General features: G+C 60.0%; 16 protein-coding genes. 15 read left to right on the forward strand and 1 reads right to left on the reverse strand.

What is annotated here, in order from left to right; genetic code table 11:
- The 13 genes from phnF to phnE (RTY00_RS07760) form a co-directional block, all read left to right on the forward strand.
- On the forward strand, positions 1-518 hold a 518-nt coding region (phnF, locus tag RTY00_RS07700; RefSeq protein ID WP_312664013.1), incomplete at its 5' end, for a phosphonate metabolism transcriptional regulator PhnF.
- The gene (gene phnG / locus RTY00_RS07705; RefSeq protein WP_008105514.1) at positions 515-961 is read left to right on the forward strand and encodes a phosphonate C-P lyase system protein PhnG; all 447 of its coding nucleotides are present in this window, start codon (positions 515-517) and stop codon (positions 959-961) included. The genes phnF and phnG, both read left to right, overlap by 4 nt.
- A complete protein-coding gene (phnH, locus tag RTY00_RS07710; RefSeq protein WP_008105512.1) occupies positions 961-1,536 on the forward strand; it encodes a phosphonate C-P lyase system protein PhnH in 576 nt (191 codons plus the stop codon). The genes phnG and phnH overlap by 1 nt, the downstream gene beginning before the upstream one ends.
- Positions 1,536-2,612: a carbon-phosphorus lyase complex subunit PhnI gene (locus RTY00_RS07715; RefSeq protein ID WP_312664014.1), complete on the forward strand. Its 1,077-nt coding sequence runs from the start codon at positions 1,536-1,538 to the stop codon at positions 2,610-2,612. Before phnH ends, RTY00_RS07715 begins: the two co-directional genes overlap by 1 nt.
- Positions 2,605-3,453: an alpha-D-ribose 1-methylphosphonate 5-phosphate C-P-lyase PhnJ gene (locus RTY00_RS07720; protein WP_154157365.1), complete on the forward strand. Its 849-nt coding sequence runs from the start codon at positions 2,605-2,607 to the stop codon at positions 3,451-3,453. The genes RTY00_RS07715 and RTY00_RS07720 overlap by 8 nt, the downstream gene beginning before the upstream one ends.
- On the forward strand, positions 3,443-4,204 hold the full coding sequence (gene phnK / locus RTY00_RS07725) for a phosphonate C-P lyase system protein PhnK (RefSeq protein ID WP_312664015.1): 762 nt from the start codon (positions 3,443-3,445) through the stop codon (positions 4,202-4,204). Before RTY00_RS07720 ends, phnK begins: the two co-directional genes overlap by 11 nt.
- A 126-nt stretch (positions 4,205-4,330) precedes the next feature.
- On the forward strand, positions 4,331-5,035 hold the full coding sequence (gene phnL, locus RTY00_RS07730) for a phosphonate C-P lyase system protein PhnL (protein ID WP_312664016.1): 705 nt from the start codon (positions 4,331-4,333) through the stop codon (positions 5,033-5,035).
- Positions 5,032-6,168 carry an alpha-D-ribose 1-methylphosphonate 5-triphosphate diphosphatase gene (phnM, locus tag RTY00_RS07735; RefSeq protein WP_312664017.1) on the forward strand — a complete coding sequence of 379 codons (1,137 nt, stop codon included), beginning with the start codon at positions 5,032-5,034 and terminating at the stop codon, positions 6,166-6,168. The genes phnL and phnM overlap by 4 nt, the downstream gene beginning before the upstream one ends.
- The gene (gene phnN / locus RTY00_RS07740) at positions 6,168-6,698 is read left to right on the forward strand and encodes a ribose 1,5-bisphosphokinase (RefSeq protein WP_312664018.1); all 531 of its coding nucleotides are present in this window, start codon (positions 6,168-6,170) and stop codon (positions 6,696-6,698) included. The genes phnM and phnN overlap by 1 nt, the downstream gene beginning before the upstream one ends.
- A gap of 164 nt (positions 6,699-6,862) precedes the next feature.
- Complete coding sequence (gene phnC / locus RTY00_RS07745) at positions 6,863-7,693, forward strand: phosphonate ABC transporter ATP-binding protein (protein ID WP_312664019.1); 831 nt, start codon at positions 6,863-6,865, stop codon at positions 7,691-7,693.
- A 26-nt stretch (positions 7,694-7,719) separates the two neighbouring features.
- On the forward strand, positions 7,720-8,646 hold the full coding sequence (gene phnD / locus RTY00_RS07750) for a phosphonate ABC transporter substrate-binding protein (RefSeq protein WP_312664020.1): 927 nt from the start codon (positions 7,720-7,722) through the stop codon (positions 8,644-8,646).
- 83 nt (positions 8,647-8,729) lie between these two features.
- Positions 8,730-9,593 (forward strand): phosphonate ABC transporter, permease protein PhnE, encoded by an 864-nt coding sequence (phnE, locus tag RTY00_RS07755; protein ID WP_312664021.1) that lies wholly within the window; start codon positions 8,730-8,732, stop codon positions 9,591-9,593.
- The gene (gene phnE, locus RTY00_RS07760; protein ID WP_312664022.1) at positions 9,590-10,474 is read left to right on the forward strand and encodes a phosphonate ABC transporter, permease protein PhnE; all 885 of its coding nucleotides are present in this window, start codon (positions 9,590-9,592) and stop codon (positions 10,472-10,474) included. The genes phnE (RTY00_RS07755) and phnE (RTY00_RS07760) overlap by 4 nt, the downstream gene beginning before the upstream one ends.
- Here the strand turns inward: phnE (RTY00_RS07760) and RTY00_RS07765 are convergent.
- Complete coding sequence (locus RTY00_RS07765) at positions 10,428-13,016, reverse strand: ATP-binding protein (protein ID WP_312664023.1); 2,589 nt, start codon at positions 13,014-13,016, stop codon at positions 10,428-10,430. The genes phnE (RTY00_RS07760) and RTY00_RS07765 overlap by 47 nt on opposite strands.
- Before the next feature lie 144 nt (positions 13,017-13,160).
- On the opposite strand from RTY00_RS07765, the gene RTY00_RS07770 reads away from it, so the two are divergent.
- Both RTY00_RS07770 and RTY00_RS07775 read left to right on the forward strand, forming a co-directional pair.
- Entirely contained in the window at positions 13,161-14,666 is a 1,506-nt protein-coding gene (locus RTY00_RS07770; RefSeq protein WP_312664024.1) for a sugar ABC transporter ATP-binding protein, read from the forward strand.
- Between the two features lie 10 nt (positions 14,667-14,676).
- A partial coding sequence (locus tag RTY00_RS07775) for an ABC transporter permease subunit (RefSeq protein WP_409519123.1) occupies positions 14,677-15,056 on the forward strand: 380 nt, incomplete at its 3' end.

Consider the following 15,056-nt stretch of genomic DNA (forward strand, 5'->3'; position numbering starts at 1 on the left):
GCATCGGCATTTTGGTGCTGATGCGTCCTTACGATTATCCGCTGCATGCGCAAGCCCGCTTCAGCCAGAACCTGATGGAGCAGGGCAGCCATCCCACCAGCGAACGTCTGCTGGCGGTGCTGCGTCCGGCGAGCAGCGATGTGGCGAGTGCGCTGGGCGTCAACGAAGGCGACAACGTTATCCACTTGCGCACGCTGCGCCGCGTCAATGGCGTGGCGGTGTGCGTCATCAACCACTTCCTGGCGGAACTCAGCTGGTGGCCGGCGCTGCAGCAGTTTCACAGCGGTTCGCTGCACGATTTTATGCAGCAGCAGCTCGGCCTGAGCCTGACGCGCAGCCAAACGCGCATCAGCACCCGTCGCGCGCAGGCCAAAGAGTGCAAGCAGCTGGAGATTGCGCTGCAGTCGCCGCTGCTGTGCGTGCGCACCCTGAATAAACATAGCGACGGCCAGGTAGCGGAATATTCCGTCAGCCTGACGCGTGGCGACATGATTGAACTGACTCTGGAGCACGAATGACACAGCAAACAGCCCGCCAGCATTGGCTCTCAGTGCTGGCGCACAGCGATGCCAACCAGCTTGAGGCGCACTGGCAGCCGTTACGCCTTAACGCGGATTTTGAACGCATCCGCCCGGCAGAAACTGGCTTAACCCGTTTGCAGGCGCGCATGGGCGGCAGCGGCAAACGCTTCGTAATGGGCGATGCCACGGTGACGCGCGCGGTAGTAAAACTGCACGACGGCACGCTTGGCTTTAGCTACGTGCTGGGGCGCGACAAAGCGCACGCCGAACGCTGCGCGCTGATTGATGCGCTGCTGCAACAGCCGGAAACCCAGGCGCTGTTACAGGAAAAATTGATTGCCCCGCTGGCGGCACTGCGTGAAGAGCAGCGTCAGCTGCGCGCGCGTGAAATCGCCAGCTCCAAAGTGGATTTCTTTACGCTGGTTCGCGGAGATAACTGATGACTTTACTGGCAAGTTTTAACCATCCGGTGGCTGATGCCCAACGTGCCTTTCGCCGCATTTTAAAAGCGATGAGCGAACCGGGCGTGATGGTGTCGCTGCCGCTGCAACAGGGCTGGGGCGATCTCTCGCCAGCGGCCACGGCAGTGCTGCTGACGCTGGTCGATCAGGAGAGCGCGCTGTGGCTGGATAATCGCATTGATAATGAAGTGGTGCGCAGCAACCTGCGTTTCCACACCGGCGTGCCGATTGTCGATGAGCGCGATGCACCTTTTGCGCTAACGCACGCGGCGGCCAATCCCGATCCGGCGCTGTTCGCCTCTGGCGATAACATGTCACCTGAGAAGAGCACCACGCTGATTGTGGAAGTGCCATCACTGAGCGGCGGTTTAACGCTGCGCCTTTCTGGTCCCGGCTTACGTGAATCGCGCGCGATTGCGCCGCAGCTGCCGGAAGCAATTCTGCACTATCTGCGCGAGCGTCCGCATCCGTTCCCACAGGGCGTGGATCTGATTTTTACCTGCGGTGAAGCGATGATGGCGCTGCCACGCACCACCGACGTGGAGGTGTGCTGATGTACGTTGCGGTAAAAGGGGGCGAAAAGGCGATTGCCAGCGCCCATGAGCTGCAGGCCGATCTGCGTCGTGGCGATCGCGAAGTTGCCGAACTGGGCTGCGATCAGGTCGCGCAACAGTTGGGTTTAGCGGTCGATCGCGTGATGACCGAAGGCGGCATTTACGATCCACAGCTGGCGGCCTTAGCGATTAAACAGGCAAGCGGCGATTTGGTGGAAGCGATCTTCCTGCTGCGCGCCTATCGCACCACGCTGCCGCGCCTCGCCGACAGCCTGGCGCTGACAACCGCCGAGATGCGCCTCGAACGCCGTATCTCCGCCGTCTACAAAGATCTTCCGGGCGGCCAGGTTCTTGGCCCAACCTACGATTACAGCCATCGTCTGCTCGATTTCACCCTTCTGGCAAACGGCGAAACGCCCGCTGCACCGCGTGACGATCAGGCGCTGCCCGAACGCTGTCCGCACGTGTTCAGCATGATGACCGCAGAAGGATTAGCAGCACGCGAAGAGGATGACGGTAGCGAACCGTGTGACATCACCCGCGAACCGCCGGGTTATCCGGCCACGCGTGCCGCACGCCTGCAACAGCTGGTGCGCGGCGACGAAGGTTTCTTGCTGGCGCTGGGCTACTCGACGCAGCGCGGCTACGGCCGCAACCATCCATTCGCGGGCGAAATTCGTACCGGCTATCTCAGCGTCTCAATCTGCCCGGAAGAGCTGGGCTTTGAGATTGAGATTGGCGAAATCCTGCTGACCGAATGCGAGATGGTCAACGGCTTCACCACCGAAACCAGTAGCGCGCCGCACTTTACGCGCGGTTACGGCCTGGTGTTTGGTCGCTCCGAACGTAAAGCGATGGCGATGGCGCTGGTGGATCGTGCGCTGCAGGCGCCGGAGTACCACGAACGCATTGCCGGTCCGGCGCAGGATGAGGAGTTTGTGCTGTCGCATGCCGACAACGTTGAAGCGGCGGGCTTTGTCTCGCATCTGAAACTGCCGCACTACGTCGATTTCCAGGCGGAGCTTGAGCTGCTGAAACGGCTGCGCCAACAGCATCAGGAGCAGAACCATGAGTGAGTTAACCGGCTACAACAACGGTTATCTGGACGAACAGACCAAACGCACCATCCGCCGCGCGATTCTGAAAGCGGTGGCGATTCCCGGTTATCAGGTGCCGTTTGCCGGACGTGAAATGCCGATGCCTTACGGCTGGGGCACCGGCGGCATTCAGATCACCGCCAGCATTATTGGCGATGCCGATGTGCTCAAGGTGATCGATCAGGGCGCGGATGACACCACCAACGCGGTATCGATTCGCCGCTTCTTCCAGCGCGTCAGCGGCGCAGCCACCACCGAACGCACCATCGACGCCACGCTGATCCAGACGCGTCACCGCATTCCGGAAACGCCGCTTGAGGAAGACCAGATCCTGATTTTCCAGGTGCCGATCCCCGAGCCGCTGCGCTTTATCGAGCCGCGCGAGACCGAAACCCGCACCATGCACGCGCTGGAAGAGTACGGCATCATGCAGGTGAAACTGTATGAAGATATCGCCCGCTACGGCCACATCGCCACCACTTACGCCTATCCGGTGAAGGTCAACGATCGCTACGTGATGGATCCGTCGCCAATCCCTAAATTCGACAACCCAAAGATGCACATGATGCCGGCGCTGCAGCTGTTTGGTGCCGGGCGTGAGAAACGCATCTATGCGCTGCCGCCGTACACCAAAGTGGAAAGCCTCGACTTCGACGATCACCCGTTCAGCGTGCAGCAGTGGGAAGAACCCTGCGCGCTGTGCGGTTCGCGCCACAGCTATCTCGACGAGGTGGTGATGGATGACGCCGGTACGCGCATGTTTGTCTGCTCCGATACCGATTTTTGCCACCAGCAGCAGGAACAACAGCATGCACAGTGAACAGCCGCTGCTTGCGGTCAACAATCTCACCCACCTTTATGCGCCCGGCAAAGGGTTTGAAGAGGTGAGTTTTGAGCTCTATCCCGGCGAAGTGTTAGGCATCGTGGGGGAATCCGGATCCGGTAAAACTACCTTGCTGCGCAGCCTGTCGGCACGCCTGGCGCCGCAGCAGGGCAACATTCTCTATCGCGCGCAGGATCTCTATCAGCTGAGCGAGAGCGATCGCCGCCGCTTGCTGCGCACCGAATGGGGCGTGGTGCATCAGCATCCGCTTGACGGTTTGCGTCCGCAGGTGACAGCGGGCGGCAATATCGGCGAGCGCTTGATGGCGGTGGGCCAGCGTCATTATGGCGATATCCGTAAAGAGGCGATGCGCTGGCTGCAGGAAGTGGAGATCCCCGCTAATCGCATCGACGATCTGCCCACCACGTTCTCGGGCGGCATGCAGCAACGTTTACAGATTGCGCGCAATCTGGTGACGCAGCCGACGCTGGTGTTTATGGATGAACCGACCGGCGGGCTGGATGTGTCGGTGCAGGCGCGCCTGCTGGATCTACTGCGCACGCTGGTGCGCGAGCTGAATCTGGCGGTGGTGATTGTGACGCACGATCTCGGTGTGGCGCGTTTGCTGGCGCATCGCCTGCTGGTGATGAAGCAGGGCCGCGTGGTGGAGAGCGGGTTGACCGATCGAGTGCTGGACGATCCGCATCATCCGTATACCCAGCTGCTGGTTTCATCGGTGCTGAGTTGAGTGCGGGTGCGGACATTAACAAGGTCGCCATGAATGGCGACCCTACGACGTGCGCCCCGTAGGGTCGCCATTTATGGCGACCTTCTCGAAGACCAGCACAACTATCAAAACCATCAGGACATCACTATGCAACCTTTACTGCGCGTAGAGCATCTGAGCAAAACCTTTGTGCTGCACAACCAAAGCAGCGCCGCGCTGCCGGTATTGCAGGACGCCAATCTTGAAGTCAGCGGCGGCGAATGCGTGGTGCTGCATGGCCGCTCCGGCAGCGGAAAATCCACGCTGCTGCGTGCGCTGTACGGCAACTATCAGGCCAACAGCGGCCACATCTGGCTGCAACATCAGGGCGAATGGATCGACATGGCCAACGCGCCCGCGCGGCAGATTCTGGCGATTCGCTGTCACACCGTTGGCTGGGTCAGCCAGTTTTTGCGCGTCATTCCACGCGTGCCGACGCTGGAGATCGTCATGCAGCCGCTGCTGGAGCGCGGCACCGAGCGCGCCTTCTGCGAAAAGCGCGCTAAAGAGCTGCTGACGCGCCTTAATGTGCCGGAGCGTTTGTGGTCGCTGGCACCGTCCACTTTCTCCGGCGGCGAGCAGCAGCGCGTCAACATCGCGCGCGGCTTTATCGCCGACTATCCGGTGCTGCTGCTGGATGAGCCAACCGCTTCGCTCGACAGCGCCAACAGCGCCGCAGTGGTGGAATTGATTGAACAGGCGCGCGCCCGTGGTGCCGCCATTGTCGGAATTTTCCATGACGCAGCGGTGCGCGAACGCGTAGCCGATCGCCTGCACGTCATGCAGCCAATGAAAGCAGGAGCAGAAGCATGATCATTAATAACGTCCGGCTGGTGCTGGAGCATGACGTGGTGGCGGGTTCACTGGAGATCCGTGACGGGCGCATCGCCAGCTTTAGCGACAGCGTCAGCCAGTTGCCGGGCGCGCTGGATGGCGAAAACGCCTTCCTGCTGCCGGGCTTGGTGGAGCTGCACACCGATAATCTCGACAAGTTCTTCACGCCACGCCCCAAAGTGGATTGGCCTGCGCACTCAGCGATGAGCAGCCACGATGCGCTGATGGTCGCCAGCGGCATCACCACGGTGCTGGATGCGATTGGCGTCGGCGACGTGCGCGATGGTGGGCATCGCATTGAAAACCTCAACAAGATGATTGAGGCGATTCAGGACAGCAATCGCAAAGGCATTAACCGCGCCGATCACCATTTGCATCTGCGTTGTGAGCTGCCGCATCACACCACGCTGCCACTGTTTGAGAAGTTGATGAATACGCCAGAGCTGTCGCTGGTGTCGCTGATGGATCACTCGCCGGGTCAACGCCAGTACGCCTCGCTGGAGATGTATCGCACCTATTATCAGGGCAAATATCAGCTCAACGACGAGCAGATGGATCAGTTTGAGCGCGAGCAGCTGGCGCTGGCCGCCGAGTTCTCCACGCCGAATCGCAACGCCATCTCCAATTTGTGCCGTTCGCGCGGTATTCCGATCGCCAGCCACGACGATGCTACGGCGGCGCACGTCGCTGAATCCCATGACGTCGGCAGCGCCATCGCCGAATTCCCTACCACGCTGGAGGCGGCACGCGCCTCGCGTGAATGCAGCATGCAGGTGTTGATGGGCGCGCCCAACATCGTGCGCGGCGGTTCGCACTCCGGCAACGTGGCGGCGGCGGATCTCGCCAGCCACGGCCTGCTGGATATTCTCTCCTCCGACTACTATCCGGCCAGCTTGCTGGATGCGGTGTTCCGCCTGGTTGCTGATGAGCGCAACACGCTGACGCTGCCGCAGGCGGCTGCGCTGGTGACCAGCAATCCAGCGCGGGCGATTGGTCTGCACGATCGCGGCCGCATCGCCGAAGGGCTGCGTGCCGATTTGGTGCTGGCGCATACCGAACATGGTCATTCGCACATTCGTCACGTCTGGTCGCAAGGCAAGCTGGTGTTCTGATGGCGCGCCTGATCTGGCTTACCGGGCCTTCGGGCTCGGGAAAAGACAGCCTTCTGAACGCGCTACGCGAAGCGCCGCCGGAGAATCTGCTGATCGCCCATCGCTACATCACGCGCGCCGCCGATGCGGGCGGCGAGAACCATGTGGCGCTGAGCGAGGCCGAGTTTCGACGGCGCGAGGCGCTGGGCTTGTTCGCCGTGAGCTGGCAGGCGCACGGCATGCATTACGGGCTGGGCGAGGAGATCGATCTGTGGCTGGCGCGCGGGCTGAACGTGCTGGTTAACGGTTCACGCCTGCATCTGCCGATTGTGCAGCAGCATTACGGCACGCAGCTGCTGCCGCTGGTGTTGCAGGTTTCGCCAGCGGTGCTGGAAGCGCGCTTGCGACAGCGCGGGCGCGAGTCGGAAGCGGAGATTGAGAAACGGCTGGCGCGCGCCGCCGAACCGCTGCCCGCGCATTGTCATGCGTTGAATAACGATGGCGCGTTGAGCGATACGCTCGAGCATCTGCGGCAGCTCATTGTTTCGTAGGGTCGCCATTCATGGCGACCTGGTGCGTTGCATGCATTAACGGACGGTCGCCATGAATGGCGACCCTACGCTGTCACTGTTTAATCATTTTACTGTCATCAAGCTTTCATCCGCTTTGCCCGTAATAGCGGGCAATCAACACCTCAGAAGAGATGGAGTGCAACATGGCACAGGCATTACTGAAAACCGTCGTCGACAATCCTTACCCGCAGGTTACAGGGCAGGGCAACAAGGTGTTGTCGGTGCAGGGATTGTGCAAAACCTACGGCGCCAATCAGGTGCTGGATAACGTCAGCTTCGATCTGCATGCGGGCGAGTTGGTGGCGGTGATTGGCCGCTCAGGCGCAGGCAAATCGACACTGTTACACATGCTGAACGGCACCATCAGCGCTTCGCAGGGCGCCATTCTCAGCAATCGCCACGGCGAAGTGGATCGCGATGTGGTTACGCTCAATAGCCGCCAGATGCGCGAGTGGCGCACCGAATGCGGCATGATATTCCAGGACTTTTGTCTGGTGCCGCGTCTTGATGTGCTGACCAACGTGCTGCTCGGTCGTTTAAGCCAGACCTCGACGCTGAAATCGTTCTTCAAAGTCTTCTCCGAAACCGACCGCGCTCGCGCCATTGAACTGCTGCAGTGGATGAACATGCTGCCGCAGGCGCTGCAGCGTGCAGAAAACCTCTCTGGCGGCCAGATGCAGCGCGTGGCGATTTGCCGGGCATTGATGCAAAACCCGCGCATTTTGCTGGCCGACGAACCGGTGGCGTCACTCGATCCAAAAAACACCAAACGCATCATGGATGTGCTGCGTCAGGTGAGCGAGCAGGGCATCAGCGTGATGGTAAACCTGCACTCCATCGAACTGGTAAAAAGCTACTGCACCCGCGTGATTGGCATTCAGCGCGGCAAAATCCTGTTCGATGGACATCCTTCCCAGTTGACCGACGGCCTGATGCATGAGCTGTACGGCGACGAAATTAACCAGCTCCACTAACTCCCACAGCAAGAGAAAACCTAAGAATGAAACTGACTTCTTTAGCTTTACTGACTATTGCGATGGCATTTGGCGCAAACGCAGCGGATGCACCAAAAGAGTTGAACCTCGGGATTCTTGGCGGCCAGAACGCCACGCAGCAGATTGGTGATAACCAATGTGTGAAAGACTTCTTCGACAAAGAGTTGCAGGTGGATACCAAACTGCGCAACTCGTCTGACTATTCAGGCGTGATTCAGGGCTTGCTGGGTAACAAAATCGATCTGGTGCTGAGCATGTCGCCGGCTTCGTATGCCTCGGTTTACCTGCAAAACCCGAAAGCGGTGGATGTGGTGGGCATCGTGGTGGACGACAAAGACGGGTCTCAGGGTTATCACTCGGTGGTGATCGTTAAAGCTGACAGCCCATACAAAAAGCTGGAAGACCTGAAAGGCAAATCGTTTGGCATGGCCGATCCCGATTCAACTTCTGGCTTCCTGATGCCGAACCAGGCGTTCAAGAAAGAGTTCGGCGGCACGGTTGACGACAAGTACAACAACACCTTCTCCAGCGTCACCTTCTCCGGCGGCCACGAGCAGGACATCCTCGGCGTGCTGAACGGTCAGTTCGAAGGCGCGGTAACCTGGACGTCACTGATTGGTGACCGCGAAACCGGTTATACCTCAGGTGCCTTTGGCCGTTTGATTCGCATGGATCATCCTGACCTGATGAAGCAGATCCGCATCATCTGGCAGTCGCCGTTGATCCCGAACGGTCCGATTCTGGTGAGCAACAATCTGCCCGCTGACTTCAAAGCGAAGGTGGTGGCCACCATCAAGAAACTGGATAAAGAAGATCACGGCTGCTTTGTTAAAGCGGTTGGCGGTACCCAGCACATCGGCCCAGCTACCGTGGCGGATTACCAGAACATCATCGATATGAAGCGTGATTTGATGAAGGGTACGCGCGGTTAAGCCTTCAAAACGGTGCGCATTAATGCGCACCCTACATTGTAGGGTCGCCATTCATGGCGACCTGGTTACACAGGAATCCCCCCTTGACCGATTTCGAACACTACTACCAACGCATCCGCCGCCAGCAAAAGCGCGACTCGCTGCTGTGGTCGCTGCTGTTGCTGGCGCTCTATCTGGCCGCGGGCAAGATGGCGGAATTTAACCTGCTTACCGTCTGGCAGTCGCTGCCACACTTTTTTGACTACATCGGCGAAACTCTGCCGGTGCTGCATCTTTCACTGCTGTTCGCCGACGGCAAAACCGAGGGCTCGCTGGCCTATTGGGGCTATCGCCTGCACTTCCAGCTGCCGCTGATCTGGGAAACCTTGCAGCTGGCGCTGTCCTCCACCATCGTGGCGGTGGCCGTTGCCGGCGTGCTGGCATTCTTCGCCGCCGATAACACCCAAACGCCGCGCAGCCTGCGTGTGGCGATCCGCGCCTTTGTCGCCTTCCTGCGTACCATGCCGGAACTGGCGTGGGCGGTGATGTTCGTGATGGCGTTCGGCATTGGTGCTATTCCCGGCTTCCTCGCGCTGGCGCTGCACACCGTCGGCAGCCTGACCAAACTGTTCTACGAAGCGATTGAGAGCGCCTCGGATAAACCGGTTCGCGGCCTCGCGGCGTGCGGTGCCAGCAAACTGCAGCGCATGCGCTTTGCCTTCTGGCCACAGGTCAAACCAACGTTTCTCTCCTACAGCTTTATGCGTCTGGAAATCAACTTCCGCTCCTCAACTATCCTTGGTTTGGTCGGCGCGGGCGGTATCGGGCAAGAGCTGATGACCAATATCAAACTCGATCGTTACGATCAGGTCAGCATCACGCTGTTGCTGATCATTGTGGTGGTGTCGCTGCTGGATACGCTGTCCGGCTGGCTGCGTCGCCGCGTAGTGGAAGGAGACGCACAATGATCGCCTTAGCGCCGGATGTCGCCAAACTCAAACAAGAGCATGCCGCCCTTTTTGCCGCGCAGAACCGCTATCTGCGCCGCGTTGCGCTGGTGGCGCTTGCCATCGCGCTCTATTACCTGTTCTTCTTCGAATTCTTTGGCATTGAGTGGAGCCGTTTTCTCATTGGCTGCCAGCAGCTCAGCCGCTATTTCCTGCGTATGTTTGTCTGGCAGGATTTCCTCAACTGGCCGTTTGGTTACTACTTCACGCAGGTCGGGATTACGCTGGCGATTGTGTTCTCCGGCACGTTGACCGCGTCGCTGATTGCGCTGCCGGTCTCGTTTCTGGCGGCGCGTAACGTAATGCACGATCCGATCACACGACCGATTTCGCTGGTGGTGCGCCGCGTGCTGGATGTGCTGCGCGGCATTGATATGGCGATTTGGGGGCTGATCTTCGTGCGCGCCGTCGGCATGGGGCCGCTGGCTGGCGTGCTGGCAATAGTGATGCAGGATGTCGGCTTGCTCGGCAAACTCTACGCCGAAGGGCACGAAGCGGTGGAGCGTTCGCCGAGTCGCGGCCTGAGCGCGGTGGGTGCGAACAGCCTGCAGAAACATCGCTACGGCATTTTCACCCAGTCGTTCCCGACCTTCCTCGCGCTCAGCCTGTATCAGATTGAGTCCAACACCCGCTCAGCGGCGGTGCTGGGCTTCGTTGGCGCGGGTGGCGTTGGCCTGGTGTATGCCGAGAACATGCGTTTATGGAACTGGGATGTGGTGATGTTCCTGACCCTGATTCTGGTGGCGGTGGTGATGATCATGGATATGGTCTCCAGCAAACTGCGTAAACGTTACATCACGGGGAAAGGGGTGCCGTTGTGGCAGCCTGCCGCGCGCGACTAAGCCGTTCACTGCGCTGCCAGGCGCGCTCCAGCGCCTGCACCAGCTGCGCCTGATGCCAGGGTTTCGCCAGCCGCTCACACAGCGGCAGCGTGACCTGCGTCTGGCGCAGATCCTGACCGCTGATCAACACCGTCGCCAGATGTGGCCACTGCGCCTGCGCCTGACGAATCACATCCGCGCCGTTAATACCGCCCGGCAGCATCAAATCACTGATTAGCAAATCGATATCCGGCGTCTGGCGCAGCAGCGTCAGCGCACTTTCGCCATCGCCACACTCCAGCGTCAGATAACCCAGCTGGTGTAGATGTTCGCACAGCGTTTGTCGCACCGTCGGTTCATCATCCAGCACCAACACCAGCCGATCGTTGCTGGCCTGTGGCACCAGCGGCGGCGGCACGCTGAGCGGTTGTGCCGCTTCTGGCGCGCGCGGCAATAACAGCCGCACGGTGGTGCCTTGACCGGGCGCGGTCTCCAGCTCGATCTGGCCGCCAGATTGACGCACAAAGCCATACACCATCGATAAGCCCAAACCGCTGCCGCTACCGATGGCTTTGGTGGTGAAGAACGGCTCGAACACCTGTTCACGCACCTCGGCCGACATGCCGCAGCCGTGATCGATCACTTCAATGGTGACGCGATCGCGCTTGCCGTCGGCTTCCTGTTTGCGCTGATTCCAGATTCGCAGGTGGATTTCGCCGCTCTGCTGCGCCATCGCATCGCGCGCGTTGACCACCAGATTGATCAACGCGTTCTCCAGCTGTCCGGCATCGATCCACGCTGGCCAGCCAGGACGCTGCGCATCGATCACCAGCTGCTGGCCGGGCAAAAGTGCGTGTTGCAGCAGTGAATGCAGATTATCCACCAGCTCAACCACTGATACCGCGCGCGGATAGAGCGCCTGCTTACGTGAAAAGGCCAGCAAACGCTGCGTCAGCTGCGCCGCGCGGTCGGCGGCCTGACGCGCACGATCGATACGGCTGGCGAGTGTGCCGGGCGGCAGCTGATCGACGGTCAACGCCAGGCTGCCGATGATCACCGCCAGCAGATTATTAAAGTCGTGCGCCAGTCCGCCGGTTAGCTGTCCCACCGCTTTCATCTTCTGGCTGTGCAGCAGCGCCTCTTCCAGCGCCTTGCGCGTGGTGCGCTCCAGCACGGTATTCACCATGCCGCGCCGTGGCACCGGGCTAAAACGCAGCTCCAGCGTGCGCCCATCCGCCAGCCGCACTTCCTGCGCATCGGCTAAGCCTTTGAGTTCAACATCGACGCGTTTCAGAAGCTGCTGATAGTGCAAACCGCGATGCAGCTCACGCGGCGCAATGCCCAGCAGCTCGGCATATTGCGCATTCCACACTACCAGCTGGCCGCTGTTATCAAACAGCGCAAAGCCGTCGCGCATGGCGAGAAAGGTCGATTCCAGCTGGTTGCTTTTCTCTTTCAGCAGCCGTGAGGTGTGCGCCAGCGACGCGGTGTTGCGCGCAAACACGTTGAAGGCGCGCGCCAGATCGCCCAGCTCATCACGCCGCGCCAGACCTGGCACGTTGACGCTCTTTTCGCCCTGTGCCAGCCGCGTCATGGCATGGGCGATGGCGGTGAGACTCGAACCGAGATTGCGGTAGATGTAGTAACCGGCGTAACCGGTGATCAGCAGCGCCAGCAGCATAAACAGGCCGATAAAACCGATGATCGAATCCAGCTCTTCATGGGTTACCGCGCTGCGAGCGTCGCTCTGCTGCGCCACCAGCTGCACGTAATGGGTGATGTCGTCGTTGAGCATCGCCACCAGCGCTTTGATGCGATAGGTGGCGTAGGCGATGGCAATATCACTCTGCTCCAGCTGCTGCGCCACCGGCTGCAAATCAGTGCTGGTGGCGATCAGCCGCTGCACCTGCGTATTCAGCACGCCGTTGAGCCTTAACGCTTGCCACTGACGCAGCACCGATTGCAGCTGCTGCACTGCGGCCTGCGGCGCGCTGGATTGAATCGCCACGCTGAATAAGCTGTGGGTTTGCTGGCGCAGCGCGGCGGAAGGGGAATCGGTGCGCGTTAGCAGGTCAATGCGATTGAGTAATAGCTGCGATTGCCACAGCCCGCTGAGCATGACGTTGCGCTGCAGATGGCGTTGATGTCCGGCGCGCAGCAATTGGTTGATGGTCTGTTCCAGCATCTGGCTGCGCTCGCGGATGCGCGTCAACAGCTGCGGCTGTTGCGACGCCAGTGGCGCATTCGCCAGCAAGCTCAGCGACCGTTGCAGCTCCTGCTGCGTTTGCTGCAGGCGCGCAGATTCGCTCTGATACTCCAGCGCGCCGACCACCTGCGATAAACGCACCGCCGCGATTGCCACATTGGCGGTATCGCGCGCCAGCGCCAGGCTGCCGTTCATATCCGCCAGCGTTTGTGCCTGCGCCTGTTCCTGAATGTGACCTGCGTGGCGAAATCCAAAAATCGCTACCAGGCTCACCGCCAGCGTCACCGACATCACCAGCAGATTAAACAGCAGCAGGCGACTGCGTGCGCCCGCGTGCCAGTGCAGACTGTGACTCATGGCTGCCACTCCTTACCGCTCAACTGCTGGCGAGTATAGAAGCGCGATCGGGGCGAAATATGACAAATATGAATGGCCGCTGACATTTTCCATTTATCTAAGGAGGCTTTACTCGCTGCAACCTTTGCCAGCAGGAGTCTGTAAATGGATGCCACACCGATACTCTCCATGCGGGGAATCACCCGACGCTTCGGCAACTTCTATGCGCTGAAGGGCGTCGATCTCACGGTCTGGCCCGGTGAAGTGCATGCGCTGATGGGCGAAAACGGCGCGGGCAAAAGTACATTGATGAAGATTCTGGCCGGTGCTTATACCGCCAGCAGCGGGGAAATTCTTATCGACGGCCAGCCATATGTCATAAAAGGCCCAAAAGAGGCGTTGGCGGCGGGCATCACCCTGATTTATCAGGAGATCAATCTGGCACCGAATCTGACGGTGGCGGAGAACATCTTTCTCGGCAGTGAAATCACCCGCGCGGGCCTGGTAAAGCGTCGACAGATGGCGGAAGAGGCGCAGCGAGTGATTGATCGGCTGGGCGCGCAGTTCAGCGCCACCGATCTGGTTAGTCGCCTGAGCATTGCCGAGCAGCAGCAGGTGGAAATCGCCCGCGCGCTGCACCGCAACAGCCGCATTCTGGTAATGGATGAGCCGACTGCCGCACTCTCGAACCGTGAAACCGAGCAGCTGTTTGCGCTGATTAAACGTTTGCGCAGCGAAGGGATGGCGATCATCTACATCAGCCATCGCATGGCGGAAGTGTATGAGCTGTCGGATCGCGTTAGCGTGCTGCGCGACGGGCAGTACGTCGGCAGCCTGACGCGCGAGCAGCTTAATGCCAGCGAGCTGGTGCGCATGATGGTCGGGCGGCCGCTCAGCGATCTGTTCAACAAAGACCGCAACATTCCGCTCGGCGACATCCGTCTCGCCGTCAATCACCTGTGCGACAAACGCAAAGTGCATCCCAGCAGCCTGTCGGTGCGTGCCGGCGAGATCGTCGGCCTCGCGGGGCTGGTTGGCGCCGGGCGCAGCGAACTGGCGCAGCTGATTTTTGGCGTGCATCAACCGAGCGGCGGTGAGATCTGGATCGACGGGGAAAAAGTGCAGATTCACTCGCCGCGTGACGCCATTGCACGTGGCATCGGTTTTCTCACTGAGAACCGCAAAGAGCAGGGATTATTCCTCGAACTGGCGGCGCAGGACAACATTGTGATGGCGACGCTGGAGCGCGATGCCAGCTACGGCCTGCTGAACCGGCGCAAAGGGCAGAAGATCGCCAGCGAGGCGATTGATGCGCTCAACATCCGCGTGCCGCATGCGCAGGTGCGCGCGGGTGGCTTGTCCGGCGGCAATCAGCAGAAGCTGCTGATTTCACGCTGGGTGGCAATCGCGCCGCGCATCCTGATTCTCGATGAGCCGACGCGCGGCGTTGATGTCGGCGCCAAGAGCGAAATCTACCGCATGATGCAGCAGATGGCGCAGCAGGGCGTGGCGATTTTGATGATCTCCAGTGAGTTACCGGAAGTGGTTGGCATGAGCGACCGCGTCTATGTGATGCGTGAAGGCGCTATCGCCGGTGAGTTGAGTGGGGCAGAAATTAGCCAGGAAAACATTATGACACTGGCCACCGGCGCGCAGCCGGTTCAGGCCTGAGGAGAGCGCAATGACCAGTGAATCCGCACGCGTAAAAAGTCCAACGCTAAAGCGCGCGTTAATGAGTGACCTGCTGCAAACCGTCGGTATCTTGCCGATTTTGATCCTGATCGTGGCGGTATTTGGCTTTGTCACGCCGAACTTCTTCACCGAGGGCAATCTGCTCAACATTACGCGTCAGGCCTCGATCAACATCGTGCTGGCGGCGGGCATGACCTTTGTCATTCTCACCGGTGGCATCGATTTGTCGGTGGGATCGATGCTCGGTACCACCGCAGTGGTGGCGATGGTGGTGTCGCTCGATCCGGCGTTTGCTTCACTGACGATTCCGGCGGCGTTAGGTGCCGGTCTGATTATGGGATTGTTCAACGGCATTCTGGTGGCTTGGGC

The organism is Pantoea sp. CTOTU49201, assembly GCF_032054795.1.
GTDB lineage: Bacteria > Pseudomonadota > Gammaproteobacteria > Enterobacterales > Enterobacteriaceae > Pantoea > Pantoea symbiotica.